General features: G+C 65.3%; 30 protein-coding genes and 1 tRNA gene. 14 read left to right on the top strand and 17 right to left on the bottom strand.

The window, feature by feature from the left end:
- Window positions 1-18: 18 nt before the first annotated feature.
- Window positions 19-1,476 carry a globin-coupled sensor protein gene (locus tag RIdsm_RS09905; RefSeq protein WP_057813592.1) on the bottom strand — a complete coding sequence of 486 codons (1,458 nt, stop codon included), beginning with the start codon at window positions 1,474-1,476 and terminating at the stop codon, window positions 19-21.
- Between the two features lie 239 nt (window positions 1,477-1,715).
- Here RIdsm_RS09905 and RIdsm_RS09900 point away from each other — a divergent pair, with 239 nt between their 5' ends.
- The 3 genes from RIdsm_RS09900 (at window position 1,716) to RIdsm_RS09890 (ending at window position 4,878) form a co-directional block, all read left to right on the top strand.
- Window positions 1,716-2,714, top strand: coding sequence for a CheB methylesterase domain-containing protein (locus RIdsm_RS09900; RefSeq protein ID WP_057813594.1), 999 nt, complete (start codon window positions 1,716-1,718; stop codon window positions 2,712-2,714).
- Window positions 2,707-3,243 carry a chemotaxis protein CheD gene (locus RIdsm_RS09895; RefSeq protein WP_057813596.1) on the top strand — a complete coding sequence of 179 codons (537 nt, stop codon included), beginning with the start codon at window positions 2,707-2,709 and terminating at the stop codon, window positions 3,241-3,243. Before RIdsm_RS09900 ends, RIdsm_RS09895 begins: the two co-directional genes overlap by 8 nt.
- A 99-nt stretch (window positions 3,244-3,342) precedes the next feature.
- Window positions 3,343-4,878, top strand: coding sequence for a methyl-accepting chemotaxis protein (locus RIdsm_RS09890; RefSeq protein ID WP_057813598.1), 1,536 nt, complete (start codon window positions 3,343-3,345; stop codon window positions 4,876-4,878).
- Here the strand turns inward: RIdsm_RS09890 and RIdsm_RS09885 are convergent, their stop codons facing one another.
- Genes RIdsm_RS09885 through RIdsm_RS09870 form a run of 4 tightly spaced genes read right to left on the bottom strand, consistent with a single transcriptional unit; the run spans window position 4,879 to window position 8,560 of the window.
- Window positions 4,879-5,223 (bottom strand): hypothetical protein, encoded by a 345-nt coding sequence (locus RIdsm_RS09885; RefSeq protein WP_074940070.1) that lies wholly within the window; start codon window positions 5,221-5,223, stop codon window positions 4,879-4,881.
- 10 nt (window positions 5,224-5,233) lie between these two features.
- Window positions 5,234-5,848, bottom strand: coding sequence for a hypothetical protein (locus tag RIdsm_RS09880; protein WP_057813601.1), 615 nt, complete (start codon window positions 5,846-5,848; stop codon window positions 5,234-5,236).
- A gap of 8 nt (window positions 5,849-5,856) precedes the next feature.
- The gene (locus RIdsm_RS09875; protein WP_057813603.1) at window positions 5,857-8,097 is read right to left on the bottom strand and encodes a xanthine dehydrogenase family protein molybdopterin-binding subunit; all 2,241 of its coding nucleotides are present in this window, start codon (window positions 8,095-8,097) and stop codon (window positions 5,857-5,859) included.
- Between the two features lies 1 nt (window position 8,098).
- Window positions 8,099-8,560, bottom strand: coding sequence for a (2Fe-2S)-binding protein (locus RIdsm_RS09870; RefSeq protein ID WP_057813605.1), 462 nt, complete (start codon window positions 8,558-8,560; stop codon window positions 8,099-8,101).
- A 287-nt stretch (window positions 8,561-8,847) separates the two neighbouring features.
- Between RIdsm_RS09870 and RIdsm_RS09865 the strand changes: the two genes are divergently transcribed.
- From RIdsm_RS09865 to RIdsm_RS09845, 5 genes are read left to right on the top strand one after another with little or no spacing between them, the layout of a single operon-like run.
- The gene (locus tag RIdsm_RS09865) at window positions 8,848-10,272 is read left to right on the top strand and encodes a circularly permuted type 2 ATP-grasp protein (protein ID WP_057813606.1); all 1,425 of its coding nucleotides are present in this window, start codon (window positions 8,848-8,850) and stop codon (window positions 10,270-10,272) included.
- A 2-nt stretch (window positions 10,273-10,274) separates the two neighbouring features.
- A complete protein-coding gene (locus RIdsm_RS09860) occupies window positions 10,275-11,216 on the top strand; it encodes an alpha-E domain-containing protein (protein WP_057813608.1) in 942 nt (313 codons plus the stop codon).
- Window positions 11,217-11,221: 5 nt separating this feature from the next.
- Window positions 11,222-12,019, top strand: a complete 798-nt coding sequence (locus RIdsm_RS09855; protein WP_057813610.1) for a transglutaminase family protein — start codon at window positions 11,222-11,224, stop codon at window positions 12,017-12,019.
- Between the two features lie 28 nt (window positions 12,020-12,047).
- Window positions 12,048-12,761, top strand: a complete 714-nt coding sequence (locus RIdsm_RS09850) for a proteasome-type protease (RefSeq protein ID WP_082647264.1) — start codon at window positions 12,048-12,050, stop codon at window positions 12,759-12,761.
- A gap of 41 nt (window positions 12,762-12,802) precedes the next feature.
- Window positions 12,803-13,099 carry a hypothetical protein gene (locus RIdsm_RS09845; protein ID WP_236553182.1) on the top strand — a complete coding sequence of 99 codons (297 nt, stop codon included), beginning with the start codon at window positions 12,803-12,805 and terminating at the stop codon, window positions 13,097-13,099.
- Here the strand turns inward: RIdsm_RS09845 and RIdsm_RS09840 are convergent, their stop codons facing one another.
- The gene (locus RIdsm_RS09840) at window positions 13,100-13,561 is read right to left on the bottom strand and encodes a DUF302 domain-containing protein (protein WP_082647265.1); all 462 of its coding nucleotides are present in this window, start codon (window positions 13,559-13,561) and stop codon (window positions 13,100-13,102) included. It abuts the gene before it with no gap.
- 176 nt (window positions 13,562-13,737) lie between these two features.
- Here RIdsm_RS09840 and RIdsm_RS09835 point away from each other — a divergent pair, with 176 nt between their 5' ends.
- From RIdsm_RS09835 to RIdsm_RS09820, 4 genes are all read left to right on the top strand, one after another.
- Window positions 13,738-14,085: a hypothetical protein gene (locus RIdsm_RS09835; protein ID WP_057813614.1), complete on the top strand. Its 348-nt coding sequence runs from the start codon at window positions 13,738-13,740 to the stop codon at window positions 14,083-14,085.
- A gap of 96 nt (window positions 14,086-14,181) precedes the next feature.
- Complete coding sequence (gene hisF, locus RIdsm_RS09830; protein ID WP_057813616.1) at window positions 14,182-14,946, top strand: imidazole glycerol phosphate synthase subunit HisF; 765 nt, start codon at window positions 14,182-14,184, stop codon at window positions 14,944-14,946.
- Window positions 14,943-15,254, top strand: a complete 312-nt coding sequence (locus tag RIdsm_RS09825; RefSeq protein ID WP_057813618.1) for a phosphoribosyl-ATP diphosphatase — start codon at window positions 14,943-14,945, stop codon at window positions 15,252-15,254. The genes hisF and RIdsm_RS09825 overlap by 4 nt, the downstream gene beginning before the upstream one ends.
- On the top strand, window positions 15,251-15,556 hold the full coding sequence (locus tag RIdsm_RS09820) for a Dabb family protein (RefSeq protein WP_057813620.1): 306 nt from the start codon (window positions 15,251-15,253) through the stop codon (window positions 15,554-15,556). The genes RIdsm_RS09825 and RIdsm_RS09820 overlap by 4 nt, the downstream gene beginning before the upstream one ends.
- An 83-nt stretch (window positions 15,557-15,639) precedes the next feature.
- Here RIdsm_RS09820 and RIdsm_RS09815 read toward each other — a convergent pair whose 3' ends face one another.
- Together RIdsm_RS09815 and RIdsm_RS09810 are read right to left on the bottom strand one after the other, a co-directional pair.
- Window positions 15,640-16,113: a CoA-binding protein gene (locus tag RIdsm_RS09815; RefSeq protein ID WP_057813622.1), complete on the bottom strand. Its 474-nt coding sequence runs from the start codon at window positions 16,111-16,113 to the stop codon at window positions 15,640-15,642.
- A 233-nt stretch (window positions 16,114-16,346) separates the two neighbouring features.
- The gene (locus tag RIdsm_RS09810; protein ID WP_057813624.1) at window positions 16,347-16,694 is read right to left on the bottom strand and encodes a hypothetical protein; all 348 of its coding nucleotides are present in this window, start codon (window positions 16,692-16,694) and stop codon (window positions 16,347-16,349) included.
- A 129-nt stretch (window positions 16,695-16,823) separates the two neighbouring features.
- Here RIdsm_RS09810 and RIdsm_RS09805 point away from each other — a divergent pair, with 129 nt between their 5' ends.
- Window positions 16,824-17,717, top strand: coding sequence for a hypothetical protein (locus RIdsm_RS09805; protein WP_057813626.1), 894 nt, complete (start codon window positions 16,824-16,826; stop codon window positions 17,715-17,717).
- On the opposite strand, the gene rlmB is transcribed toward RIdsm_RS09805, so the two are convergent.
- Complete coding sequence (rlmB, locus tag RIdsm_RS09800; RefSeq protein WP_057813628.1) at window positions 17,714-18,505, bottom strand: 23S rRNA (guanosine(2251)-2'-O)-methyltransferase RlmB; 792 nt, start codon at window positions 18,503-18,505, stop codon at window positions 17,714-17,716. The two genes, RIdsm_RS09805 and rlmB, sit on opposite strands and share 4 nt — an antisense overlap.
- Before the next feature lie 130 nt (window positions 18,506-18,635).
- Between rlmB and RIdsm_RS09795 the strand changes: the two genes are divergently transcribed.
- Window positions 18,636-18,719: transfer RNA gene (locus RIdsm_RS09795), tRNA-Tyr, on the top strand.
- Between the two features lie 19 nt (window positions 18,720-18,738).
- On the opposite strand, the gene RIdsm_RS09790 is transcribed toward RIdsm_RS09795, so the two are convergent.
- The 8 genes from RIdsm_RS09790 to RIdsm_RS09755 form a co-directional block, all read right to left on the bottom strand.
- Window positions 18,739-19,395 carry a DUF1523 family protein gene (locus RIdsm_RS09790; RefSeq protein WP_057813630.1) on the bottom strand — a complete coding sequence of 219 codons (657 nt, stop codon included), beginning with the start codon at window positions 19,393-19,395 and terminating at the stop codon, window positions 18,739-18,741.
- A 10-nt stretch (window positions 19,396-19,405) separates the two neighbouring features.
- Window positions 19,406-19,672 carry a hypothetical protein gene (locus RIdsm_RS09785; RefSeq protein ID WP_057813632.1) on the bottom strand — a complete coding sequence of 89 codons (267 nt, stop codon included), beginning with the start codon at window positions 19,670-19,672 and terminating at the stop codon, window positions 19,406-19,408.
- 3 nt (window positions 19,673-19,675) lie between these two features.
- Entirely contained in the window at window positions 19,676-21,025 is a 1,350-nt protein-coding gene (locus RIdsm_RS09780; RefSeq protein WP_057813634.1) for a DUF6638 family protein, read from the bottom strand.
- Window positions 21,026-21,103: 78 nt separating this feature from the next.
- Window positions 21,104-23,041, bottom strand: a complete 1,938-nt coding sequence (locus RIdsm_RS09775) for an AAA family ATPase (protein ID WP_057813636.1) — start codon at window positions 23,039-23,041, stop codon at window positions 21,104-21,106.
- Entirely contained in the window at window positions 23,038-23,463 is a 426-nt protein-coding gene (locus RIdsm_RS09770) for a hypothetical protein (protein WP_057813638.1), read from the bottom strand. Before RIdsm_RS09770 ends, RIdsm_RS09775 begins: the two co-directional genes overlap by 4 nt.
- 51 nt (window positions 23,464-23,514) lie before the next feature.
- Window positions 23,515-24,660, bottom strand: coding sequence for a hypothetical protein (locus RIdsm_RS09765; protein ID WP_236553183.1), 1,146 nt, complete (start codon window positions 24,658-24,660; stop codon window positions 23,515-23,517).
- On the bottom strand, window positions 24,653-24,895 hold the full coding sequence (locus RIdsm_RS09760; protein WP_057813640.1) for a hypothetical protein: 243 nt from the start codon (window positions 24,893-24,895) through the stop codon (window positions 24,653-24,655). The genes RIdsm_RS09765 and RIdsm_RS09760 overlap by 8 nt, the downstream gene beginning before the upstream one ends.
- Window positions 24,896-25,972 (bottom strand): coiled-coil domain-containing protein, encoded by a 1,077-nt coding sequence (locus tag RIdsm_RS09755; RefSeq protein WP_057813642.1) that lies wholly within the window; start codon window positions 25,970-25,972, stop codon window positions 24,896-24,898. It abuts the gene before it with no gap.
- Window positions 25,973-25,990: the final 18 nt, after the last annotated feature.

Raw genomic sequence — 25,990 nt, 5'->3', positions numbered from 1 at the left:
GCCGTCGGTGCAGGCGCTTCAGGAGCCGAGCCGGAATTCCGCGACTTGTCCGGCCATGGTGTCGGCCTCGTTCGCAAGCGACGCCCCGGCCGCCGACGTCTGCTCGACCATGGCCGCATTCTGTTGGGTCATCTGGTCGAGGTAGGAGACCGCGGCGTTGATTTCTTCGATGTTCGAAGCCTGGGTCTGCGTCGCCTCGGTGATCGCGTTGACCTGTTCGCTCACTTCGCCGAACGCCGCGATCGTTCGCTTGAGGACCTCGGAGGTGTTCTGCACCAGTTCCACGCCGGCCGAGACGTGATCCGAGCTGGCACCGATCAGCGCCTTGATCGATTTGGCCGCCTCGGCGGAGCGTTGTGCGAGTGTCCGGACCTCGGATGCCACGACGGCGAATCCCTTGCCGGCTTCGCCTGCCCGCGCGGCCTCGACCCCGGCGTTGAGCGCCAGCAGGTTGGTCTGGAAGGCGATCTCGTCGATGACACCGATGATCTGGCTCATCTCATGCGCAGACGATTCGATCTGCGTCATGGCCTTTTGCGTGTCCTCGACGACCTTGCCCCCGGCCCGCGCATCTCGAAGTGCAAGGTCGACGGTCTCGTTCGTCGTGCGGGCCGAGGCGGCCGTGTCACGCACGGAATCGTTGAGCGTGTTCACCGCGGCTGTCGTTTCCTCGAGATTGGTCGCCTGCTGCTCGGTGCGCTTGGCGAGATCATCCGCCGCCTGGGCCACTTCCCGCGAGCTCGACTTGATCGTCTCTGCGCTTCGGCGCGTCTCGGAAATCAGGTCGCTCAGGTTAGACACGGCAAGATTCAGTGCCGACGCCAGCTTCTCGTTGCCGTTGAATTCCGCCGTGTCGACTGACACCGTGAGGTCGCCTTCCGCCAGCGCGGCCAACGCGTCGGCCAGCTTGTCGAGGGAAAAGGCGAGACATGTCTCGGCATCGTCCCTCATGTTCTCGACGCTGTCGGTATAGACGGAGAGAGACGCGCTGACATCGATCAGCGTCGCCTTGATCAGCGTGCAGATGTCCAGCGTCAGCCCGTCAACATCGGTACGGCGAAAGCCGAAAAGACGTGAAGACCGGCCAAGATGCTCGCTCACCACGGCCGCGATCAGGGCGTCGCACACGTGCGAGTACCCGCCGATATAGTCTATGGGCCGCAGCCCGATCCGGGCGTGGGTCTTGCCGATCCGGTGGGCGCGCTCCTGGTAGTCGTCGTCAAACCGGCCGTTACAGATGGCCAGCCAGTGCCGACGCTGGGCTTCCTTCGAACGCTCCATGTGCTGTTCGTCTTGAAAAAACGCGCGCAGCCCCGGGTTGGCCCGGATATTGTCGTAAAGCCCATCCAGCGCCGGACCGAGTGCCGCGCTGATCGTCGGCCGAAGCCGCTTCAACGTTTCGGTGTTTGACAGGTCCAACCCGAAGGTGGCGAAACGGTCTTCCGACGGTTCCTGAACGATTTTCAGAGCTTCCATTCCTTACCTCATCACAGATCGCGCGGCTGTTGCGGACGGTGCGGAGCCCCGTTTCCAGGGCACCCGGACCGAGGGCGACGTTATGCACCAACCAAGAACAATCGGTTAACGCCGGCCGGATCATGCGCAGATCAATCCCGTAAAATTCTATGCATGAGTTTTCCGGCTCTTAACTCTCTGCGCCTAAAGATCGACGCAGGCGCCCGGACAGGCCGGGGCCATTGCCAGGAAGAGCTCCCGTGCCGTCGCAAGAATCATCCAGCCTCTCGATCCTGCTGCTCGACCCGCGTCGGCACCGGTCGCACCGCTATCTTCAGTCGATCGGCGAAACGCCCGGTATCGCCCTGATCGGAAGTGCGAGGGACCTGACGGAGGCCTACAATCTGACCGAGCACGAGCATCCCGACCTCGTGCTCATCGCGGAAGAGGTGACGCGACTGGGCAACTTTCCGATGTACGCCGCGATGCTCGCCGCGCTCGAGGTCGACTGCATCCTGATCGCGGCGGGGCTCCGCCCGGCGTCCGGGCCATATACCAGCATCACCGACGTCGATGTCGATCGCGCGGGCGGTCTCGGCCCCTACCTCGGAACCCGTTTCGGGCTTCGGCGCCAGCCCGTGCAGCCGTGCCCCAGGGCCCATATCTCCGACGGGTGGAAAACAGTGGTCATCGGCGCCTCGACCGGCGGCGTCGAGGCGCTGATCCAGGTTCTTTCCGCCTACCCGAAATCCTGCCCGCCGACGCTGATCGTGCAGCACATCAGCGGCACGTACCTTCCCGGCCTGGCCCAGCGGCTCGACCGGCATTGTTCGGCGCAGGTCCGCCCGGCCGCTGCATCCGATTCGCTGGAACCGGGGCTGGTGCTCATGGCGCCGGGCAATGACCGGCACCTCTCGATCGTCCCGCCGGGCCGGCGCTGCCGCCTTGTTCCCGGCGCGCCCGTGTCCGGCCACCGGCCCTCGGTCGATGCGCTTTTCCACTCGGCCGCCACGCTCGGCCCGGCGGCGGTCGGCGTCCTGCTGACCGGTATGGGCCGCGACGGGGCCGAGGGGCTCGCCGCCATCCGCCGGGCCGGCGGATGGACGATCGGGCAGGACGAGGCCAGTTCGACCGTCTACGGCATGCCCCGCGCCGCCTTCGAGATGGGGGCCGTCGCCCAGCAACTTCCAATTTCCCGCATCGGCCCCGCGCTTCTCTCCGCCGCGGCCCAATCCACCGAAAGGAGCCGACATGGCTGACCGCCTTCTCAACGTCATCCATATCATTCAGGGCCAGTACCGCGTCTCGGACCGGCCCGACGATGAAATGACGACCGTTCTGGGCTCCTGCGTGGCCGCCTGCGTCTTCGACCCGTTCCGCAAGATCGGCGGCATGAATCACTTCCTGCTCCCCGGCAACGACCCCTCGGCGGGCAACAACATCAAGTACGGGGCGCATTCGATGGAGCAGCTGATCAACGCCATGCTGCGGGCCGGCGCCCATCGCAACCGGCTCGAGGTACAGCTATTCGGCGGCGGGAACGTGGTGTCGGGGCTGGGCAGGATCGGCGACAGCAATGCCCAGTTCGCCCGCGATTTCGTCCGGCAGGAGGGGTTCATCCTGCGAGGGGCGGATACCGGCGGTCGGTTCGGCCGGCGACTGCGCTTTCGCCCGGCGACCGGCATCGCGCGCGTCGAACGGGTCGATCCGTCCGGGGGCGAGGTGCAACGCACCGAAAAAGTGGTGCGCCGGCCCAGAACGCCGTCCGGCAGTGTCGAACTCTTCTGAAGACAAATCCGCGGCTGCGAAGATCATGTGACTCGAGAACGATTTCTTAGCTTCTTTGATGCATGCCTGTGCAGCCGCCCAGCGCGAAGGATATCCCCGATGAACCGTTCCGCCCCCCACATCCGCAAGGCCATTCTGGCTCTTGCCGTGGTCGTCGTTCTGTCAGCCTTGTGCATCGCCATGTTCCGCACCTATTGGAACAGCCCGACAGGCGCGGCCTCATGGGGCGCCATCGTTGCGCCTGCGGCCCTGGGTGCGGCCCTGATGGCCATTCTGAACCGTCTTGCCACTGCCCGCCTCCTGCTGCCTCTGAAAGATATCGCGGACGCGGCCCAGCAACTGGAGCGGGGAAATCTGGCCAGTGACATCCCCCACACCGAAGACACGGGGGTGTCGGGCGATCTGGCCAGACGCCTGTCGGCCATCCGCAGCACACTCGCCTCCGCAAAGGCGCGAGGGGTAGCGAGCACCGATTCCGGCAAGATACCTCCTGCCGACCCGCTGGCAGGTTCGGTGCCAGCTTCAGATACAGTTAAAGCCACCATAGATGCGCTTGCCACACTGGCCCGGGGCGATCTGACCGTGCGTATCAAAGCCCAGCCACCGGCCGCCACCTCGCCGGACGATGAAGCGCTGCACAAGGGATTCAACCAGGCGGCCAGCGCCCTTCAGGAGAGGATCCGGGACATGGGAAAATCCATCGACGCCGTGCGCGATGGCGCTTCCGATATCCAGAGCGCGGCCGAAGATCTCGTGAACCGGGCCGACAGCCAGTCGGAGAATCTCGAACGCTCGGTGACGGTTCTGGCGCACCTGACGGAAACCGTGCAGGGGGCCAGCGATCGTCTCGATCAGGCCGAAACGGTCACCCGCGAGAGCCGCGCACAGGCGGAGAGCGGCGCTGCCGTGGTGCGGGAGGCGATGGACGCCATGCACCGGATCGAGGCCAGCAGCGAGAATGTCCGTCACGTCGTGGGTGTCATCGACGGCATCGCCTTCCAGACCAACCTCCTCGCTCTCAATGCCGGGGTCGAGGCCGCACGGGCGGGAGAGGCCGGAAAGGGCTTTGCAGTCGTGGCCTCCGAAGTGCGGTCACTGGCGCAGCGCGCTTCCAAATCCGCAAAAGAGATCAAAGGGTTGATCGACGAGAGTGCGACGCAGGTCAACCATGGCAGCAAGCTGGTGACCACCTCGGGCGAACGGCTCGAGGCCATTCTCGAGAACACGATCCGGTTTGAAAACGTCATTTCGGACATTTCCGGCGTCGCCCGCGACCAAAGGTCGGACATCCGCGAGATCAACGATCACGTGGGCCAGCTCGACGCCTCCACCAAGGCCGCGGTTTCCATCGCCGAACAGGTCACCGCAGCGTCATCGGTGCTGACGAAGAACACCGACGAACTGGCCAGGGGCCTGTCGGGCATCACCAAGGAAACCGGCCGTGCCGAGCCGCCTGTTCGCCAGGCGTCTCGGCCTCTCGCGCCACAGCCGAAACCCTCGCCGCTGCCGCCCCGCAAGGCGCCCGACCTGCGGCCGGTGCCGGGCCCGCCTGCGCGGCTTCCCGATCCCCCTGCCGCCGTGGCAGGTTCGGCTGCCGCAGCGCTGCCGTCCCTCTCCGATTTCGACGGGTTCTGATCAGCGGGCGCGCGGCGCCCTCGGCCCCCACCACAGCAGGGTGAAGGACATCACCGAGAACGCACCATAGGCGATGGCCAGCATGTACAATACCCCGTCCGGCACCGGCGACACCCCGACCCGGCCCAGCACGGCCCCGAACGCGACGATCGCGCCCAGCATTGCCAGCCATGCCACCCAGCGCCACCCGCGCCAGAGCCCGGCCGCGACCGCCACGGCCGCAACCGCAGGCAGCGCTCCGGCAAGGCCCTCCGCCAACGGCCCCGCCAGCATCAACGACACCATGTGAAGCCCCGCGATTGCCAGCATCACCAGGGCCGCCAGGCGCATCAACCCTTTCCGCATCGCCCCCTCCTCAGTCGTTTTCACACGGAAACCCGGCCACGCCCCAGGCCAGCATGTCGTCGATATGCGCCTGCAGGCTGTACGGCGCGGGCTCCCGCCCGCCGCCCGGCGCCCAGCCCCAGCTCACCAGGGGGCCGTGACCCAGGTGCTCGGCCAGCTCGACATGATCCTGGCCGCCATTACGCTCCGGGTCGCGCAGCTGGTTGCAGATCTCGACCGAGCTCTTGCCGAACCATTGCATCTCGACCGGCGCCAGGTGCCAGCTGTCAGCCACCTGCGGCGCCTCGTGCGCGCCATTGTTGCCACCGGTTTCATTATAGGCATGACAGGTCTGGCAGGGCACGTATTCCGCCCCGATCCGGCTTTCGCCGCCATCGATGTTCATTCCGTGCGGCCGCGTCTCGCCATAGCTCGGCCCGGACCACATGGGCAGGTTGTCCTCCCCCACATGGCAATTGGCACAGCGCGGATGCGAGGCGACCTCGTAGATCCGCTCCCAGGCCGCAAGCCCCTCTTCCCGGCTCACCGATCCTTCCTCGGGCGGCGCGATCACGACATCCTCACCGGCCGCCAGCACGGGCATGGAAAACCCGGCCAACGCCACCAACCCAAGCAGATGTCTCATCCCGGCCCTCATGCGAATGTCACGAACTTGCTGAACGGCATCTCCCGCAGGCGCTTGCCCGTCGCCGCAAAGATCGCGCCTGCCAGCGCCGGCGCGGCCGGCGGCACCGGCGGCTCGCCCACCCCGGTCACACGCTCGCCATTCTCCAACCCCCGCACCATGATCTCGGGCGTCTGCCACATCCGCATCCCCTCGAAAGCGTGGTAATTCGACTGCTCCGCCCGGCCATCGGCATAGGTGATCTCGCAATTCATCGCGTGGCCCAGCCCCCAGACCACCGCGCCCTGAATGTGGTTCTCGAAATTCACCGGGTCGACCACCCGGCCCACCTCGGCCGCAACCCAGACCTTGTCGATGTTCAAGCCACGGTCGCCCTGGCTCACCTCGACCACCTCGGCACAGCGCACGCCGAAGCTCTGCACGAAGGCCACGCCGCGCCCCCGCCCCTCGCCCAATGGCCCGTCCCAGGAGGACATGTCGGCCACCGCCTCCAGCACCTGCCGGGCCAGCGGGTCATCGCAAAGCCGCAAACGCTCCTCCAACGGGTCGGCGCCGGCCGCATCGATCAGCTCATCGAGCGCCGCGTTGTAAAAGAACCCGTTCGACGAAGCCCCAACAGACCGCCACGACGAAATCGGCGCCAGCTCCGGCGCGCGATAGCCGGTCACCCGGTGGTTCGGAATGGCAAAGGGTGCATTCCAAGCGCCCGCAACGATCTGGCTGTCCGGCCCCGGAACGGGCTGCCCCTGCCGACCCATCTGCGAGGCCATGACCGAGGGCATGGCGATCGACAGGTCCATCGTCTCGACCCGTCCGCCGGCCACCTTCCCGCGCACACGCCCCATCGCGATCTGGCGGGGGAAGTCGTGCGTCATGTCCTCCTCCCGCGAATAGGTCAGCTTCACGGGCGTCCCTTTCATCGTCACGGCGATTTCCGTCGCCTGCTTGACCACCTCATCTTCGAGCCGGTGACCGAAACTGCCCCCCATCATCAGCACGTTGACCACGACGTTGTCGGCGTCCACCCCGGCCACGCGGGCCACGTTCTGCTGCACGAAACGGGGGATCTGGGTTCCGGTCCACACCTCGGCCCCGTCGTCATCCACCCGCACCACGGCGCTTATCGGCTCGAGCGGCGCATGCGCCAGGTAGGGCGCGCGGTACTCGGCCTCGATCACCTCGCCCTCGCCCAGCGCCCCGTCCACATCGCCATCATCCCGGTTGCGGCTGTCGAGCGTATCCTCCGCGAACGCCTCGCCCAGCGCCGCCCAGTGCTGCTCCATCGACGCAGGAAACGGCGCCTTGCCCCACTTGACCTTCACCGCCTCCGCGGCCTTGAAAGCCCGCCAGGTATTGTCGGCCACCACGGCCACGCCGCCCGTCACCGGCACAACCGCTTTCACGCCACGCATCTGCTCCGCCTCGCTCGCGTCGAAACTGTTGAGCGGCCCGGTCTGCGCCGGGTTCAATCGGATGGCGGCATGCACCATCCCCTCGATCTCGACGTCGATCCCGTAATCCTGCGTGCCGGTGGATTTCGCCACCATGTCGATCCGGCGCATCGGCTTGCCAATGTACCGCCACTCCTCCGGCTGGCGCAGCCGCACGTTCTGCACCACGCCCATACCCGCCACGTCCGACGCCAGCTCGGCATAGGCGACCTTCGTTCCATCCGGCAGCACCACGTGGCCCGCTTCGGTCGTCAGATCGCCCACGGAAACGCCTTCCCGCGCCGCCACCGCGGCCTTCAGCGTCTCCCGCGCCGATGCCCCCGCCGCGCGGAGTTTATCGAACCCGTCCGGCACCGTGGTCGAACCGCCGGTAATCTGCAGCCCCATCACCTTCATCACCGAGCCGACGACCGTCGCAGCGCCCGCTTGCAGGATCCCCTGCGACGGCACCATGAACTCCGCCGCTTCCTCGGCCATGGCGGTGTTCCAGTAGGCGCCGCTCGGCGGGCCCGGATCGACCCGGATATCCTCCAGGTCCACGTCCAGCTCCTCGGCCAGAAGCGCGGCCTGCACGTGATAGGCCCCCTGCCCCAGGTCGGCGCGCGGCGTGATCAGCGTCACCCCCTCGGCATCGATCCGCACATATGGCGTCAACGCGGCCTCGCCGTCGGCCAACCCATCTTCCAAAGGGTTCGCATGCGGCTTGCGCACGGTATAGACGCCAAAGGCCACCCCGCCGGCCACGGCGGTGGACCCGACAAGGAAAGCGCGGCGGGTGATCGTTCCCAAACGGCTCATCTCAGGCCCCCTTCATCGCATCGGAAGCAGATTTGATCGCGGCCCGGATGCGCAGATATGTCCCGCACCGGCACAGGTTTCCGCCCATGACCTTGTCGATATCCTCGTCCGTGGGCTCTGGCGTCATCTCCAGCAGATAGGCCGCCTGCATGATTTGGCCCGACTGGCAATAGCCGCACTGCGCCACCTGGTGCTCGATCCACGCGGCCTGCACCGCATGAAGGCTGTCAGGCGTGCCGAGGCCCTCGATCGTCACCACGTCGGCGCCGTCCGCATCCCCGGCCGAAATCTGGCAGGAGCGCACGGCGACCCCGTCCATATGCACCGTGCAGGCCCCGCACTGGGCAATCCCGCAGCCGTATTTCGGCCCGCGTATCTTCAGCTCGTCCCGCAACACCCAGAGCAGCGGCATATCCGGCTCGATATCCGCCTCGTGCTCCACCCCGTTGACCGTCAGCTTCATGGCTAACCACCGCTCCCTCTGGTGACTGGCTGAAAGACCGGCCGGCCATATCCTGCCAGCGCCCTTCACACGCAGAAGGATAGCAGGCGGGCACATAATTTCGAGCGTCACGTTGCGCCACGCCACTCACAATGCGCCGCCCGGCCAGGCCCCAGACTTCCCCCGCCGCCCCGCACATCGACGCCCGCTCCCGCCAACGCCCAAATATAAGGCGGACCGCACGTCATGCAGGCATCCTCCCCGCCAAGGCCCTTTGCGGCAAGACTTAATCATGTCTTAATGACCCTATGAACACGCAGGACATTTTCGACGAAATGTGGGGCACGTCGGAGACGCTTCGCCGGCCCTATTCCGACTTCAAAAGCTGGTATGACGGCGAAGATCCCAAACGCCTGCGCGCCAAGCAGCGCGAGGCAGAGGAGCTCTTCCGCCTGACCGGCATCACCTTCAACGTTTACGGCCGGGCCGAGGCCGAGGAACGGCTGATTCCCTTCGATCTCGTCCCGCGCATCATCTCGGGCCGCGAATGGCAGAAGCTCGGGCGCGGCATCGAACAGCGCGTCCGCGCGATCAACGCCTTCCTCTACGACATCTACCACAAGCAGGAAATTGTCCGCGCCGGCCGCATCCCCGAAGAGATGATCAGCCGCAACGACGCCTTCCTGCCCCACATGATCGGTGTCACGCCTCCGGGCGGCATCTATACCCATATCGTCGGCATCGACCTCGTGCGCACCGGCGACGACCAGTTCTACGTGCTCGAAGACAACGCCCGCACGCCCTCGGGGGTCAGCTACATGCTGGAGAACCGCGAAACCATGCTGCGGATGTTCCCCGAGCTTTTCTCGCGCAACAGCGTCCAGCCGGTGCAGAACTACCCCGCCGACCTGCGCCGTTCGCTCGCCGCCTGCGCGCCGCCCATGACGGGGCCGAAACCCACCGTCGCGATCCTGACGCCGGGCATCTTCAACTCCGCCTATTTCGAACATGCCTTCCTGGCCGATCAGATGGGCGTCGAACTGGTCGAAGGCCACGACCTGCGCGTGGTCGATGGCCGCGTGGCCATGCGCACCACCGAAGGCTACAAGCCCATCGACGTGCTCTACCGCCGGGTCGACGACGACTTTCTCGACCCGCTCAACTTCAACCCCGACAGTGCGTTGGGCGTGCCGGGCATCATGGATGTCTACCGCGCCGGCGGCATCACCATCGCCAACGCGCCCGGCACCGGCATCGCCGACGACAAGGCGATCTACAGCTACATGCCCGACATCGTCGAATTCTACACCGGCGAACGGCCCCTGCTGGAAAACGTGCCAACCTGGCGCTGCTCCGAGGAAGACTCGCTCGCCTACGTGCTCGACAACCTCGCCGACCTTGTCGTGAAAGAGGTCCACGGCTCCGGCGGCTACGGCATGCTGATCGGCCCCACCTCCTCGAAGAAGGAGCTGGCCGAGTTCCGCAAGAAGCTCAAGGCCCGCCCCGGCAACTACATCGCCCAGCCGACCCTGTCGCTCTCGACCGTGCCGATCCTCGGCCGTTCCGGCCTCACGCCCCGCCATGTCGACCTGCGGCCCTTCGTTCTCTGCAGCCCCGAACGGGTGCACATCACCCCTGGCGGCCTGACCCGGGTGGCGCTCGAGAAGGGCTCGCTCGTCGTCAACTCGTCGCAGGGCGGCGGCACCAAGGACACCTGGGTGCTGGAGGATTGACGATGCTGGGAAAAACCGCCAACGGCCTCTTCTGGATGTACCGCTACCTCGAGCGGGCCGAGAACACCGCCCGCCTGATCGAGACCGGCCAGCGCATCGCGCTGACCCGCTCGGGCAGCACCGACGACGAATGGCGCTCGGTCATGCAGACCGCCGGGGTCGAGGCCGCCTTCAACGCGCACCACGACACCCTGACCAAGGACGCCGCCATCGACTGGATGCTGCGCTCCAAGGACAATACCTCGTCGGTGCGTTCCAGCATCGAGTCCGCCCGCCTCAACGCCCGCATGGTGCGCACGGCGTTGACGCACGAAGTGTGGGAAGCCACCAACAGCGCCTACATGGCCGCCCGCGACCTGCTCGCGCGCAAGGTTTCGGAACGCGACCTGCCCGGCGTGCTGGGCGATCTGCGCCAGCGCAGCGCGCTGGTGCGCGGCGCCACCCACGGTACGATGCTCAGGAACGACATCTACGATTTCGCCCGCATCGGCACCTTCCTCGAACGCGCCGACAACACCGCGCGCATCCTCGACGTGAAATACTACGTGCTGCTGCCCTCGGTCATGTCGGTGGGCTCCTCGATCGACAACGTGCAATGGGAAACGATCCTGCGCTCGGTCTCGGCCCGCGGCGGCTTCCGCATGGAATACGGCAGCCAGTTCGAGCCGCGCGACATCGCCCATTTCCTCATCCTCGACAAGCGGATGCCCCGCAGCCTCGCCTTCTGCGTCTCCAAGCTGCGTGACAACCTCGGTTATCTCTGCTCCAACTACGGCAACCGCCCGCCCGCCTTCGGCAAGGCAGACCATATCGAACGCAAATTCCTCAGCCACGACATCGACGCGATCTTCGATTACGGTCTGCACGAATACCTGCAACAGATTCTCTCCCTGCTCTCCGATCTCGGCGGCCAGATCGAGATCGACTACAGGTTCTACAAGTGAGCCCCATGCGCCTTTCGATCAGCCACACCACCCGCTACCAGTTCCCCGAGCCCGTCAGCTTCGGCCTGCAACAGCTGCGCAAGACCCCCAAGACCAGCCACCAGCAGAACGTGGTCGACTGGGCCACCGACGTCACCGGCGGGAAAAAGGAGCTCTCCTTCCAGGATCACCACAACAACGTGGTCGAACTGCTCAGCATCGACGCGGGCGCGCAGGAGCTGACCATCACCTCCTCCGGCACGCTCGACATCTCCGAAAGCCACGGCATCGTCGGGCCTCACCCGGGCCCGGCGCCGCTCTGGCTCTACCTCAGCAGCACGGCCCAGACCAAGCAGGGCCAGGGCGTGGCGGGCCTCGTGCGGCAAGTGGACGCCGAAAGCGATCTCGACCAACTGCACGCCCTCTCGGCCGTCATCCGCGACGAGGTCGAATATCAACTGGCCGCCTCCGAACCAAACTGGTCGGCCGAAGATGCCATCACCGCGGGCAAGGGCGTCTGCCAGGACCACACCCATATCTTCCTCGCCGGCGCCCGCCGCATGGGCTACCCGGCGCGCTACGTCTCGGGCTATCTCATGCTCAACGATTCGATCCGTCAGGAAGCGATGCACGCCTGGGCCGAAGCCCATGTCGACGGGCTCGGCTGGGTCGGCTTCGACATATCGAACGGCATTTCGCCGGATACACGTTACGTCCGTGTCGCAACCGGGCTGGACTATGCCGACGCCGCCCCTGTAACTGGAACCCGGATCGGCGGGGCGGGCGAAAGCCTCTCGGTCGAGATCGAGGTGGCGCAGCAGTAAGGGCCGACAGATGACATATTGCGTGGGAATGATGCTGGACAGGGGCCTCGTCTTCATGTCCGACACGCGCACCAATGCCGGGCTCGACAACATCTCGACCTTCCGCAAGATGAAGATCTTCGAGAACCCCGGCGAGCGCGTGCTCACCCTGATGAGCGCGGGCAACCTCGCCACCACCCAGGCCGTCATCAGCCTTCTGGAAGAGCGCACCAAGGCGCCTGACGACCGCGACCCCTCGCTGATGGCGGCGCCCTCGATGTTCCAGGCCGCGCGCCTTGTGGCAGACGTCCTGCGCGAAGTGATCGAGGCCCATGCCCAGACCGGCCAGCAGGCCGACAGCGCCTTCAACGCGACCATGATGCTCGGCGGCCAGATCTATGGCGGCCCGCCCCGCATGTTCCTCATCTACCCCGAAGGCAACTTCATCGAGTCGGGCGAGGATACGCCCTTCTTCCAGATCGGTGAGATCAAGTATGGCCGCCCGATCCTCGTGCGCGCCTACCGCCCCGACATGAGCTTCGAAAAGGCGCTCCGGCTGCTGCTGGTCAGCTTCGACTCGACCCTCAAGGCCAACCTTACCGTCGGCGCGCCCTTCGATTACCACGTCTACGAAACCGACAGCCTGAAGACGGGCAAGACCGGCCGGATCGAGCTTGACGACCCTTATTTCCAAACCGTCTCGCGCGACTGGGGCACCGCGCTCACCGACGCGCTCGACCGGCTGCCCACCTACGAATTCTGACCCGCGTGACAGCCCCGCGCCTTCCGGACTAGACTGCGAAAATGTCCCGCTGGATCAACCGCTTCTTCGCGTTCATGACCCTGCTGCCCATCCTCGTCTGGCTGGGCTGCGTCCTCGGCGTGATCCTTCTCGGCACCCTCTACGGCTGCCGCATCGACGAAGCCGGCTCCTACCCTTGCGAGTTCCACGGCCGCGACGTGGGCGACACGGCGGCCATGATGGGCGTTCTGGCAGCCTGGGGCCCGCTCATCTTCGGCCCCTTCGTGCTCGCCTCCGGCGTGGCGTGGGGCCTTTACGCCCTCATCCGCCACCTGCGCCTGCGGGTGAAACGCGGCTGATCAGCCGCCCGCCGCCGCCTGCGTCAGCTTGCGCAACGCCCCGGTCATCCTGGCCACGTAATCCGCATCGTCATCGACCCCGTCCAGATCGTCGAGCGTCTCCTCCGGCGCTTCATAGGCCAACCAGACCTGCCCGCCCGCGTCTTCGTAGACCAGCACCTTCAGCGGCAGAAAAAGCCCCGCCAGCGGATTGGCCTGCATCGCCGGCGTCCCCAGCTTCGGATTGCCGAAGATCAACAGCTGCGACGGCCCAAGCTCCAGCCCCGCCCCCTCGGCCCCGGCACCGTGATCGACCCTGGCGAACACCGTCGCCCCGGCCCCCTCGACCGCTGCCTCCAGCGCCGACATGGTCGTCGCCACGTCGCCCGTGGCCCGGACCTTGACGATATCGTCACTGTCGGCCCATCCGGGCGCGGCCCACAGAACGCTTCCCACCGCCAGTGTCTGCAAGATCTTCCGCATCTCCGATCTCCTTCCATCCTCGCTTCAAAATCGCCCCCACCCTCGGCGATGCGCCATCGATTGCCCATAAACATCCACGTGAAGACCAACCGCCGGCAAGCCCCCGCCACGCGTTGACAGACCGTCTCGCTGCCGCATAATGCCCCGTATTCGCTCCCGCGCACGGAAGCCCGCCCATGCTGAACGCCATCCTGCTGTCCTTCTTCTTCGGCATGCCCGCCATCGTCGCGGTCGTCACCGCCCGCAACCTTACCTTCCCGCCGGCCCGCGCGCTCATGTTCTGGGGCGGCTGCGTCGCGGTGGCTCTCGCGGCCGTGGTGGTCATCCCGATGCTGGCCTGCAGCGGCTCGCTCATGACCGGCTATGACACCTGCCTCGGCAGCACGGCACTTGGTGCCACCGTGTCCGGCACCCTCCCGCTGCAGATCCTTGCCGGCAAGGTCTACCTCCTCGCCGGCATCCCGCTGGCACTTTTCGCCCATGCGGCAAACCTGCTGCTCGGGCGCAAGACCGGCCCGGCCTGACGCCCGAGCCGGAACCAGTTTCCGGGCCCCCCACCTCTGGCATGTTCCGCCATTTGCCAATAAAACGCCCCCAAACACCCAACAGGCGGCGCGCCCATGCTCAAGACCCGCATCATCCCCTGCCTCGACGTGGCCGACGGCCGCGTCGTCAAGGGCGTCAACTTCGTCAACCTGCGCGACGCGGGCGACCCGGTCGATGCCGCGAAAGCCTACGACGCCGCCGGCGCCGACGAGCTCTGCTTTCTCGACATCCACGCCACCCACGAAAACCGCGGCACCATGTTCGACGTGGTCCGCCGCACCGCCGAGAACTGCTACATCCCGCTCACCGTGGGCGGCGGCGTGCGCACGGCCGAAGACGTCCGCGCCCTGCTGCTCGCCGGTGCCGACAAGGTCAGCTTCAACTCCGCCGCCGTCGCCAACCCCGACGTCGTGCGCGAGGCCGCCGACCGCTTCGGCAGCCAGTGCATCGTCGTCGCCATCGACGCCAAGACCGTCTCCCCCGGCAAATGGGAGATCTTCACCCATGGCGGCCGCAAGCCCACCGGCATCGACGCGGTCGAATTCGCCAAACTGGTCGAGGCAAAGGGCGCCGGCGAAATCCTCCTCACCTCGATGGATCGCGACGGCACCCGCGCGGGCTTCAACCTGCCCCTCACCCGCGCCATCTCCGATGCCGTCTCGGTCCCCGTCATCGCCTCGGGCGGCGTCGGCAATCTCGATCACCTCGTCGATGGCGTGACGCAAGGCGGCGCCTCCGCTGTGCTCGCCGCCTCGATCTTCCATTTCGGCGATTACACCATCGCCCAGGCCAAGGCCCACATGGCCGCGGCCGGCATCCCGATGAGAACAGGCGCATGACCCTCGAAGAGCTCGAACAGATCGTCGCCACCCGCGCCGCCGCCTCGCCCGACGAAAGCTGGACAGCCAAGCTGCTGGCCAAGGGCCCCGAAAAGGTGGCCGAGAAATTCGGCGAAGAGGCCATCGAGGCCATCATCGAAGCCGTGAAGAACGACCCCGAGCGCCTCACCTCCGAGGCCGCCGACGTGCTCTTTCACCTCCTCGTGATGCTGCAATCCCGCGGCGTTTCCGTCGCCGACGTCATGGAAGAACTCGCCCGCCGCCAGTCCCGCTCCGGCCTGGCCGAGAAAGCGGCCCGCAAGCCATGATCCGTCACATCGTCTTCTTCACCGTCCGCGACCCGGGCGATCTCGACCGCGTGCGCGAGGGGCTGACGCTTCTCTCCCGGATCCCCCATTCCAGCCACTGGGAAGTCGGCCCCAACCTGCATGCCGACATGCTGACAGAGGCGCCGGTCGATCTCGTGGTCTACGCGGAATTTACCGACGAGGCCGCGCTCGCCGCCTACAAGGCGCACCCGCTCTACCAGCGCTCCATCGATATCGTGAAGCCCCTACGCGAAACCCGCATCGCCGCCGATATCGAGGCCACAGCCCCGACACCGGACTGACCACCGACCCCGCGCTTCTTCTGGCCGAAAATATCCCGGGGAGTCGCGCCCCCGGCGCGACGGGGCAGCGCCCCGACCCACGCTCACAGTTTCGAGGAAATCACGCCGGTATTGAACCCGCCCATCCGCAACTCGCCAAAAAGCCGCTGATACTCGATCTTCGGGCACCGGTTCATGATCACGTCCACGCCCCGCGCCCGCGCCTTCTCGGCCGCCTCCTCGTGCCACACGCCTATCTGCATCCAGATCGTCTGCAGCTTGGGAAACGCCTCCAGTGCCTCGTCGACGACCTCCGGCACATGCTCCGGCCGGCGGAAGATGTCGACCATGTCCACCTCCTCGCCGATGTCGCTCAGGCTGGCATAGACCTCCCGGCCAAAGGCCGTCTTTCCGGCATAGACCGGGTTCACCGGAAAAACCTGGAATTTCTTCAGCGACAGGTACCGCGCCACGTAATAGCTCGGCCGCACCTCGTTGAGGGACACGCCCACCACCGCAATGCGGCGGGTGCGGTTCAGGATACGGCGCAGGTGGGAATCGGAATAGCTCTCGTTCATGCCTTCAGGAATACTGCCGCACGGCCCACAGCGAAAGCCCGCACGACACCGGGATCCGGTCGCACAAGAAAAAAGCGCCCGGGTAACTCCCGGGCGCCAGTCGCGGAACGAGGGACAGTGAAGAGAAACGCCGATGTTCCGTATTGGCGCCTCCGGGGTATAGATAGGTACGGGTGTGATAATAAAAAGAGCATGTAATATAGCTGTGAACATGCGTTAACAGCACTGTGACCTCAGTCGAAGATATCCTCGACCTCGTCCCAGATCTCCTCGACCAGCCGGCGCAGCATGGGTTTGCGTTTCTTGCGCGATTTCTTGTGCTTCGCCGGGTGCCACGCGCGGTGATAGCCATGATCCCGATCCCGCGGCGCCTCGCGCGGAAACTCCGGCAAATCGCGCCGGCCCGTGTTGCGCCTCGGGGCGGTTTTCCTTTTCTTCCCATCCTCTTGCGGCATCGACTTCATGTTGTGCAACGGCGCCCCGCACCCCTGGCAGGTCAGTTCGTGCCGCGCCTTGTCGAACACCAGAACGGCGCGCGTGCCGCAATAACAGCAGGTGGCAATCTTTCGTCCCTCGGGCATCTGTCCCCCGTCAAAATCCACCTTTCCGATAAAGGCACTCCCGCCCCCCGTTGCAACCGCGAGGCTGGACGCACCTACCCGCCGCGCCGTATGATTCGCGCATAGGTTTAGCAGCCGGGGACAGAATCAATGGATATCGTCTCTCTCAGGGCCCATGCCGACGATGGCCTGCCCTTCCGGATCAAGCTCGAATCCGTGAACAAGGGCATCGGCCTTGCCGCCCTCCTCCTGCCCTTCGCCCTGCTCTTCATCAGCGCCCTCGGCAACACCTGCCCCGGCATCGATTCGATCAGCCACTACTATTATTCCCGTCTCGGCGGCGACATCCTCGTCGGCACGCTCTGCTTCATCGGGCTGCAGATGACCTTCTTCTACCACCTCCCCGCCGCTACCGGCGGGCGCGAACAGGCGGTCGACGGCTATCTCGGCCACAACAAGTGGGATATTCGCGCCGCCCGCTTTGCCGGGCTCTGCGCCTTCGGGGTGGCGCTGATGCCCACCAGCGGCAAGGGCTGCGAGGATTACGGCGGTCTCGTCTCCCGCGTCTTCCTGAAAGACTCACAGGGCGGCCACGCCGTCCAGAGCCCGGACGTCCCCCTCGAAGGCACGGCCAGTTTCGATTTCTGGCCCACCTTCGGCATCAATGCCGAGATCTTCACCATGATCCACTACGCCGCAGCCGCGGGCATGTTCCTCGTGCTGGCCTATTACTCGCTCGTGGTCTTCACCCGGCCCCAGTCGCCCGCCTCGGTCTCTGCCACCGGCCGCTCCGTCGCCAACAAGCGCCTGCGCAACCTGCTCTACCGCATCTTCGGCGGGCTGATCCTCGTAGCCCTCGGCGCGCTGCTCTACAAGTTCATCCGCTACCTCGGGCTTGACGACCCGATCGGCGGCTTCGCCGGCTGGAACCGCGCCAACCTCACCTTCTGGTTCGAAACGCTCGGCCTCGTCGCCTTCGGCCTCTCGTGGTGTCTCAAGGGCCGGCTCTTCGGCCTCCTGCGCGACGACCCGCCGCCCGCTTAACCGTCCGCCCGGGCGGCGTATAACGACACCGCCGCCGCGTTCGACACGTTGAGCGAGCCGAACGCTCCCGCAAACGGGATCCGCACCAGCTGGTCCACCGTCTCCCGCGTCTTCTCGCGCAACCCCGGCCCCTCGGCCCCCAGCACCAGCGCCACGGGCCGGTCGCGCCGCCCCTCCAGCGCCTGCTCTATCGTCGCCTCCGCCTCGCCATCGAGGCCCAGCACCACGTATCCCATGCCCTGCAACTCGGTGATCGCATCCGCAAGGTTCCGCACCCGCAGGTAGGGTTGCCGTTCCAGCGCCCCGCTTGCCGTCTTGGCCAGCGCGCCCGTCTCGGGCGCCGAATGATGCCGCGGCGCCACCACTGCGCAGGCCCCGAACACCTCGGCCGAGCGCAGGATCGCGCCCACGTTATGCGGGTCCGTCACCCGGTCGAGCATCACCACCCGCGGCGGCCGCTCGCCATCGCCCATGCACCGGTCGACAAGGCTGCCCCAATCGAGCGCCTTGACCTCCATTGCCGCCCCCTGGTGCACCGATTGCGGGTCGAGCGGCGCCGGAAACTTCCGCGCATCCGCCATCTCGGGCTCGATCCCGGCTTCGGCCACAACCGCCTCGCCCAGCCGGTCCAGCGCGTTCTTCGTCACCACCAGCCGCAGCTTCTCCCGCGCCGGGTTCTGCAACGCATCGCGCACCGCGTGCAGCCCGAAAAGCCACACGGTTTCGGCCGATGCCGCCTTCTTCGCCTGCTCTTTCTCGACGACCCAGCGGGGTTTCTTCGTGGCCATGAACGCCCTCCTTGTCCGGGCCGCGACAATGCGCGCCCAACGCGCGGGTCGCAAGGCATTTTCCGGTTGACGGGCCAAGGCGGCGCTTCTAAATACGCCGTCACGCCACGGGGTCACCCGGGGCAGAAGTGGGCGACAGGCCGCAAGGTGTGGCAGGGGACTGTAACTCCCTCGCGGAGACGCACGCTAGGTTCGATTCCTAGGTCGCCCACCACTTTCCCTCTCTGAACAGATCAGCGTTTGTGCTTGGGCTTCCAGCTGTCCCGCCAGCGCTTGAACCGGCTGCGATGGTGATCCACCCGGTCACCCGCCGCATCCCAGCTCTCGCCGATATCGTCGAAAACCGGGTCGATCCGCCGGGCGCGAAACCGCCGCCACAGCGCCCAGACCCCCAGAACAACCACCAGAAAACACCCAATAATCAGGATGTTGAACCACGGTATTCCAGTACCAACATCCGGCCCGGCCACGGCGCGCACCTCCACCGCGTTGGGATAGATCGACATGAACTCGTTGCGCCAGCCGTAATGCTTGATCGACACCCATTTCGGCGTCTCCCCGGTCGATTTGAGGTCCGCCGCCTCGGCCTGAAGGTTCGCGGTGTCGAACTTGAAATAGGGCGGCCAGCCCCAGCCGGTATCCTCGTTCCGATACACCATCACCCGGCCATTCGTGCGAACCGCCTGGATGAAGAACACGTCGCGGTTCACCGCACCGGTATCGTTCCCCACATCCGGGCTCGCCCAGAAGATCGAGTTTTCCCCGAAATCGATCCGCTTTTCATAGGTATCCGTGATCCGCGCAATGTCATGTTGCGGCAACGTGTAATGAAAGAAGGCCGCGATCAGCACCCAGACCACGATCCAGAATGCCCATTTCAAATACACCATCGCCCGCGCCTCAGTGGAAATTGGTAAAATAAATGACGGCGCCGATCACCGCGACCGGCACGATATAGACGCCCCAGATAAGCTTCCGCCTGAGCGAGCCCTCGTAATCCTTCAGCCCGGCCTCGATATAGGCCTCCCGGTCGCCCGGCCGCCCTTCCTCTTCCCACCACTCCTCCAGCTTCCCCTTGCGCACAGAGCGGGAATAGAGCGACAGGCACACATAGATAATCGTCAGAACGATGAAGCCAATCACCACAAGCTTGGCCAGTGCCGCCATGCCTTACCTCCTTACCGGGCCCCACGGACCGACCAGCTCGATCAGCTGGTCCATGTCCGGCTCCGGTTTGATCTCTTCTTCCATGGGCGCGTCCCGGCCAAACAGTGCCTTGCGCGCGCCCACCTTGTCCACCTGGTATTCGTTCAGCAGATACTCGACCACATAGGCCTTCTTGGTGTCGCTCCACCCCGCATAGCGGCGGTAGAACAGCTCCTTGTGACAGATGAAAAGCTGCCGGAAATCCTTGGGCGCCAGCTCCGCCAGCAGCATGTTCACCAGGTCCGCATCCTTGTGACCCGAGGCCCTGAGCGTATAGAAATAGGCCGGGCTGTCGCTGGCGATGGTGGGCCACTTGCCCCCGCTCTCGGCCCAGTTCAACAACGCGGCCAGCGCGTGAAACTCCTCCGGCAACTGGCTGGCATGGGTGCGGGCCAGCCGCCGCATATCCGTCCGCGACCGCCCGGCAAGGTCGACGCCCGCATCGGCCAGCGCGTCGACCATCATGAAATCCATCTTCTGCCGAAGCACGGCACTCGCATCGATTCCTCGCGCCTTTACAATGGGTTCCACCAATCCGTTCAGGTCGAGGAAATTGGCGATCCGGTTCCGCTCCTCCAGCCCGAAGACATACTCGATCGGCAAATCGCCCAAGCCCTCCTTGCCGGCCGAGGCAATCACGCCGGGCAGTTCCAGATCCTGGAACAGGTACAGCCCGCCGAAATGCGCCGTCCAGAAATCGCGCTGCTCGAACTCCATCTTCTTCAGCGACACCGGGTTGCGCACGATATCCCCGGTCTCGCCCGCCAGCCCGATCATCTCGGCGATCAGCACGTCGTCGAACCACGCATCCTCCTCGTTGAGAAACCTGCTCACCTTCTGGTCCAGCTCCGCCGCCCGCCGGATGCGCCCATTCGTCGTATCCGCCTCGATCACGATCCGCCGGATATCGAAAAGCCGTTTCGGATCAGACATATCGAAGACGGAGTTCACCAACTCCCCCGCCACCGCATCCCGCGCGGTCAGCGCGAAAAGCGCGGGCTCGTTCTCCTCGATGAACTGCCTCAAAATCCCCCGCGAGGTCGAAAACTTCGCATCCAGCAGCGGCGCAGTCTTCTGCGCCGTGGTGAGCAGAATGAACTGCCGGTTCACCCCCGCATGGTTCAGGTAAAGCGGATCATCCAGCTCGTCCCCCACCTCGGGCGAATACCCGGAAATGTCGATGTAGAAATCGGTAAGGCCCGTCTGCTTCCCCGTCAGGTGCTTCAGCGCCCGGTTATACCTTTCCACCAGCGCGGGGCTGTCCACGTGGATCAGGTTGCCGAACATCAGCCCGGATGTGATGAGGCGTTTCATGAGGGCGTAGGGTGGGTGCAACCCACCATCCCCCGTCTCGACGCAAGGTGGGTTGCACCCACCCTACATGGCAAACTCTCACCCATCCTTCCCCTCCAAGTACCGCCGCTTGGCCTCCTCCGTACGCCCGAACTCGCGAACCATATTCTCGATCGCCACCTCGTCAGACTTGTCGGCATAGCGGAATTCCGAATCCGCGTAGCGGTTGATTTCCTGGATCACCATCTCCACCGTGATCGGCTGGCGCAGTTCCTCGATCATGCCCAGCTTCTCCTCGTAGGGTTTGAAGAGGAACAGCTCCGGCTCTTCCATCCACTCATCCGGCAACTCGAAATCCATCGCCCGGACCTTCACCGCGTCGGTGATGTTCTTGATCGCCCGCCCGGTGAACCGCTCGTCCGCTTCCTGGATGCCCTTCAGATAGGTGCCCAGCTTGGCAATCGTATCCAGCTTGCCGAGGTCTTTTTCCACACGATCATAGACCTTTATCAGCCCATCCTCATGCGGCCGGCTGTGGCTTTCGAACGACGCCGCCACCGCCTTCTTGATCTCCTGCGCAGCATAGAGTTCATGTCTCCCGAGCGGGATGTCATGGTTCTTCCCCATCAACAGGTGCAGGATGTCGATGTAATCCTCCCGCGTCTGCGGCCCGTCGACCAGGAACCGCGCCCCCGCCCGCTGCCGCAATGCGTCATCCACGTTCTCCGGGTAGTTCGAGAACATCCCGAAGGTGCAGTTCCCCCGCACCACCGTATTCGCCCCCGAAAAGCTCTCCATCAGAACGGCGGTGATCTCCAGTTGCCCGGCGCTCGACTGCCGGTCGCCCCGCTTGCCCGCAAGCTGATCGATATCGTCGACCGTCCCGAACCCGATCACCCCCGGATCCAGCACCGTGTTGATGAAACTCTTGGCGTTCTGAGCACTCTTTCCCTGATAGGAATCAATGCTTTCCGTGGAGAGGTTCATGTACCGGAACGGATAGCCCGCCACCTCGCAATACCCGTTCATCAGCCCCGCCATCATCCGGATCAGCGTGGTCTTCCCCGTGCCCGGCTTGCCGTCGCCCATGAAGGTGAAGATGAACCCGCCCAGTTCAACGAACGGGTTCAGCCGCCGGTCGAAATCATAGGCCATGATCATCTTCGCCAGCTTCAGCGCCTGGTACTTGGCGATATGGTTGCCCACCACCTCGTGCGGCTGCTTGAACTCCATGGTCAGCGTGGTCGACTTGCCCTTCGCCGCCGCCTCGAAGCCGCGAATGGTGAAGTCATCCGCCTCCACCCGCCAGCTCGCCCCGGTAAAGGCCCCGAGCCTGCCGGTATTCTGCGCCCGGATCGCGACCTTCTCCATCACCTGCTCGGCAAACGCCGATACGACGGCCACCAGCCGCGCATCGTCGCCCGCCATCGCCGCGATATCCTGATCGAGCTCCCACAACAGCCCATGCAGCGCCAGCTGCGCATTGTCGGTCAGAAGCTCCTCGACCTCGCCCACCTCGACCGACACTTCCGAACCATGCGGGCCCAAAAGGAACGCCGTCGCATTGGCGAAAACGTGGCTGACCGCCAGCGCCTCGGCGCCCATCAGCTCGGTGAACTCCGTCTTCCGGTCAGCCCCCAGCGACCCCGCCAGGTTCGCCCGCCGCAGCTCGGCCAGCCCCGTCGCCTCGGCAAACGCCTCGCCCACCGCCAGCGCAATCGCCAGCGCCCGGCGCAGCCCGTGCATCACCGTCGCCTGCAGCGGGCTCGTGAGCGGGTCATCCCCGTCTGCCGCCGCGATCGTCTGCAGCAGGTGCACCCCCTCGGCCCGCGCCGTCGAGCGGGTCACCAGCCCCGGCGTCGTTGTCCGGAACCGCCGCCGCGTGCCAAGCCCGGCCGAGCGCTCCTCCTGCTCGGTCTCCCGGGGCTTTCCCACGCGCGGCGTGTGGTCGAACCCGTCCAGCATGGCCTGGGCCGCCTCGTAATGTTTCGCGATCTCCTCCTCGCGAAGCTCCATCGTGTCGGCCGTCAGGCTCATCGCTTCAATATCTCCACCGTTTCATCGGAAATCGCCCCAAGGCCACTGGGGCCGTAGAGGTTGTAGGACAGATCGTTCGGATAGACCTCCGTCCAGTAATATCCCTGCCGCTCGCGCAACAGCACGACTGGGTACTGGTCGGCCGCGAAACACACCCGCGTCACCGTCCGGTCGCGGTAGAGCAGCCCCTTGACTGTCTGGAAGCACGGCCCCGTGCGCGGCCAGACGCCGCCATATCCCGTCCGCTCGATCTGCTGGAACCCGCGCGACAAAAGCCAGCGCTGCACGCGCGCCGGGCTTTCGCTGCGCGTCATCAGCCGCTCGGCCACCACCTGCGCCGAGGGCGCGGCCGGCTCCTTCACCTTGGCGCAGCCCGCCACCAGAACGGCGGCCGCGATCACCAGAAAACCAAACCGTTTCAACGTGCTGCCTCCCGTTCTTTCATCTTTCCGAAAATACTCAAATTCCACCGCTCAATATCGCAAAACGCGGCCGCCGGGGCTCACCACGTATTTCGTCACCGCCGCGAACCCCGCCGGGGCTTTCTCGGCCAGCACCTGGTAGGGCCGCTCGGGCAGGATGATGCTCCGCTCCGTCCGCGTGGCCCCGGTATCCACTCCGCGGCCCGAGAACGGGTCGAGCGCGAAAACCTCGCGCTCCACCGTCCCGAACCAGCCTGCGCGCTCCTCGCGCACCCGCTCGCTTTCCAGCACCTCGTCGGTCCAGGCCAGCGCCCAGTCCTGCCCCTCGGGCGCGTGCGCCTCGGCCAGAACATCCCGGATCGGCCCGCTCTGGCTGGTATAGGCGTGGGAATACATCGGCCCCACATGCAGCCGCCGCAGTCGCTTGGGGTGAATGTCATCGAACGCCTCGTCGATGCCCCGCGCGATGGTCAGAAGCTTCAGCCCGCCCAGCGCCTGCCCCATCAGATGCGCCTGCACCTCAGGCCAGCGCCGCTCGTCCTTGGCGAGCGGCGTGCGCCCGCTATCCTCCAGTTCCATCAGGTAGATCGTCGGCAGGTTGACCTGGCTGTCGTAGACGGCCCAGTGCAGCATGTAGCGCCGCCGGTCGCCCATGCCGCTGAGCCATACAAGCGAGGGGTCGTTCTGCGCCCAGAACAGGTGCCCCCGCATGAGCTCTTCGTAATAAAGCCTTTGAGACAAAGCGAATTGCAGCTTCGTGGGTATTGTCCGCTCGCCAATGATCTGCTCGACCATCTGCCGCTTCAGCGTGTCGGCATCGGGCATGTTCTGCAGGTGCCGGCCAGCCTGGTGGGCGTCATTGGCCATCACCATCAGCTCGTTGAAGACCGGAAAGCCGCTCTCGCGCACATCCATCGCCAGCGAGCCGAAGAACCGCCCCGTATCGCGGCCCACCAGCAGGTACTTCATGCTCAGCGCCCGGAAGGTATAGGCGATGCCCTGCACATAGGCGGTCAGCACCTCCACCTCGTCCTTGTCGAACTTGCTGTCCGCCTGCATCACCGCCGCCACCCGGTTCAGATACCCGGTGATCCGCTCGAACTTGGCGAAATACCGGCGCGAGGCGTAAAGGTCGGTCAGCCCGACATGGTCGTTGGCCGTAGCGCTCCGCGCGTTCTGTGGCAGTTCATCAATCAATCTTGTTCCGATCTACCGTAATCTGTTGATCCTTGTAGGCGTCGAGCGTCACCGCCCCGCCCCTTGTGGTGGCCATGATATAGGCGATCATGACACCCGCCCCGGTCACGCCCGCGATGCAAAGCCAGTAGATCTGGTGACGGGCCGCCAACATCGCGATGGCCAGGAAGCCGGCCACCAAACCGTAACGCACCACGACCCGCAGCACGAGCTTGATGGCCTTCCCTTCGCTCACTTAAGCCCCATACAGGTTCTTGTCGTGCTTCTCGATGATCTTCGCGAAACGCCGCGCGAACCGCTCATCCGCCTTGGCCTTCGCTTCCAGCACCTCGCGGGCGAACACCATGTGCTCCTCGTGCTGCTCCATCATGTCGGCCATCCGCTGGTTGGTCGCGGCCCCGATCCCGGCCATGGCGCTCTGCGCCTCCTGGTCGGTCTGCACGCCGATCTCGTTGATCCGGTGCGCCACGTCCTGCTGCTGCGCGGTCTTCAGCGACTTCGACAAGGCATCGTACAGCACCACCCGCTGCTTGGTGTCCGTCCGCAGCTTGTTGATCAGCACCATCTGCGTCGCCGCCTGGTTCTGCAAACTGTCGACCCAGGTCTTGCCCTTCTCGATATAGCGCTCCAGCGTCTGGCTCTTGGCCAGCTTCACCTGCTCCTGCTGCACCTTCTCGTTGTACTTCGCGTTCATCTCCGCCAGTTCGGTCTCGAGCTTCGTCCGCGCCGCGGCATCCGTCTCGTTGGCGATCTTCTGCTCCAGCCGGATGATCTCCGGGTCCAGCGCCTGGATATCCGCGCGCAGCGTCTCCAGCTCGCCCACCGTCGCCTCCCGCTCGTCGAGCGTTTCGGAAAGGTTCGTCTCCACCTTCACCTTCTGCTCTTCCAGCATGGTCAGCTGGCCCTCCAGAAGGTTCACGATCACGTCCGACTTCGAAATCAGGTCCTGCAGCTTGTCGTCGATATTGGCCGTGCGAATCCGGTCCTGCCGCATGCTGTCGGCCTTGGCCTTGGAAAAGACGCCCACGAAGCTCTCCCAGCCGGTCTTGTTGCGCATCTCGTCGAAATCGCGCGAAAACGCGGCGGTCACATCGTCGAGCCCCATGATCAGCTCGGCGATATTGGCATTCATCGTGTCGGTATGCGCGTGCACCTCTTCCAGCGTGGCGTTCTCGATGTCGAGCGTGGCATCCTCGCCGCCCTTGATCTTGCTGCGTGCCGTCTCGATCCGGCTGGTCAGCTCGGCAATCCGGGCCTGCGCCTGCTCCACCTGTTCCTGGCTTTCGCGCACCTGCGCATCCAAATCGGCCATCGAAAACTCCCTGTCTGA

The sequence above is a fragment of the Roseovarius indicus genome, assembly GCF_008728195.1.
Taxonomy (GTDB): Bacteria; Pseudomonadota; Alphaproteobacteria; order Rhodobacterales; family Rhodobacteraceae; genus Roseovarius; species Roseovarius indicus.
This window is presented reverse-complemented; position numbering and strand designations above follow the sequence as displayed.

Bases quoted from the DNA above. Each gene is read 5' to 3' on its own strand.
- RIdsm_RS09785 (WP_057813632.1), bottom strand. From the start codon at position 19,672: ATGGCGGCACTGGCCAAGCTTGTGGTGATTGGCTTCATCGTTCTGACG.
- RIdsm_RS09855 (WP_057813610.1), top strand. From the start codon at position 11,222: ATGCGCCTTTCGATCAGCCACACCACCCGCTACCAGTTCCCCGAGCCC.
- RIdsm_RS09885 (WP_074940070.1), bottom strand. From the start codon at position 5,223: ATGCGGAAAGGGTTGATGCGCCTGGCGGCCCTGGTGATGCTGGCAATC.
- RIdsm_RS09905 (WP_057813592.1), bottom strand. From the start codon at position 1,476: ATGGAAGCTCTGAAAATCGTTCAGGAACCGTCGGAAGACCGTTTCGCC.
- RIdsm_RS09840 (WP_082647265.1), bottom strand. From the start codon at position 13,561: ATGCGGAAGATCTTGCAGACACTGGCGGTGGGAAGCGTTCTGTGGGCC.
- RIdsm_RS09870 (WP_057813605.1), bottom strand. From the start codon at position 8,560: ATGAAGCTGACGGTCAACGGGGTGGAGCACGAGGCGGATATCGAGCCG.
- RIdsm_RS09865 (WP_057813606.1), top strand. From the start codon at position 8,848: ATGAACACGCAGGACATTTTCGACGAAATGTGGGGCACGTCGGAGACG.
- RIdsm_RS09890 (WP_057813598.1), top strand. From the start codon at position 3,343: ATGAACCGTTCCGCCCCCCACATCCGCAAGGCCATTCTGGCTCTTGCC.
- RIdsm_RS09815 (WP_057813622.1), bottom strand. From the start codon at position 16,113: ATGAACGAGAGCTATTCCGATTCCCACCTGCGCCGTATCCTGAACCGC.
- RIdsm_RS09845 (WP_236553182.1), top strand. From the start codon at position 12,803: ATGTCCCGCTGGATCAACCGCTTCTTCGCGTTCATGACCCTGCTGCCC.
- hisF (WP_057813616.1), top strand. From the start codon at position 14,182: ATGCTCAAGACCCGCATCATCCCCTGCCTCGACGTGGCCGACGGCCGC.
- RIdsm_RS09880 (WP_057813601.1), bottom strand. From the start codon at position 5,848: ATGAGACATCTGCTTGGGTTGGTGGCGTTGGCCGGGTTTTCCATGCCC.
- RIdsm_RS09895 (WP_057813596.1), top strand. From the start codon at position 2,707: ATGGCTGACCGCCTTCTCAACGTCATCCATATCATTCAGGGCCAGTAC.
- RIdsm_RS09780 (WP_057813634.1), bottom strand. From the start codon at position 21,025: ATGAAACGCCTCATCACATCCGGGCTGATGTTCGGCAACCTGATCCAC.
- RIdsm_RS09810 (WP_057813624.1), bottom strand. From the start codon at position 16,694: ATGCCCGAGGGACGAAAGATTGCCACCTGCTGTTATTGCGGCACGCGC.
- RIdsm_RS09860 (WP_057813608.1), top strand. From the start codon at position 10,275: ATGCTGGGAAAAACCGCCAACGGCCTCTTCTGGATGTACCGCTACCTC.
- rlmB (WP_057813628.1), bottom strand. From the start codon at position 18,505: ATGGCCACGAAGAAACCCCGCTGGGTCGTCGAGAAAGAGCAGGCGAAG.
- RIdsm_RS09755 (WP_057813642.1), bottom strand. From the start codon at position 25,972: ATGGCCGATTTGGATGCGCAGGTGCGCGAAAGCCAGGAACAGGTGGAG.
- RIdsm_RS09790 (WP_057813630.1), bottom strand. From the start codon at position 19,395: ATGGTGTATTTGAAATGGGCATTCTGGATCGTGGTCTGGGTGCTGATC.
- RIdsm_RS09850 (WP_082647264.1), top strand. From the start codon at position 12,048: ATGATGCTGGACAGGGGCCTCGTCTTCATGTCCGACACGCGCACCAAT.
- RIdsm_RS09835 (WP_057813614.1), top strand. From the start codon at position 13,738: ATGCTGAACGCCATCCTGCTGTCCTTCTTCTTCGGCATGCCCGCCATC.
- RIdsm_RS09775 (WP_057813636.1), bottom strand. From the start codon at position 23,041: ATGAGCCTGACGGCCGACACGATGGAGCTTCGCGAGGAGGAGATCGCG.
- RIdsm_RS09820 (WP_057813620.1), top strand. From the start codon at position 15,251: ATGATCCGTCACATCGTCTTCTTCACCGTCCGCGACCCGGGCGATCTC.
- RIdsm_RS09825 (WP_057813618.1), top strand. From the start codon at position 14,943: ATGACCCTCGAAGAGCTCGAACAGATCGTCGCCACCCGCGCCGCCGCC.
- RIdsm_RS09805 (WP_057813626.1), top strand. From the start codon at position 16,824: ATGGATATCGTCTCTCTCAGGGCCCATGCCGACGATGGCCTGCCCTTC.
- RIdsm_RS09875 (WP_057813603.1), bottom strand. From the start codon at position 8,097: ATGAGCCGTTTGGGAACGATCACCCGCCGCGCTTTCCTTGTCGGGTCC.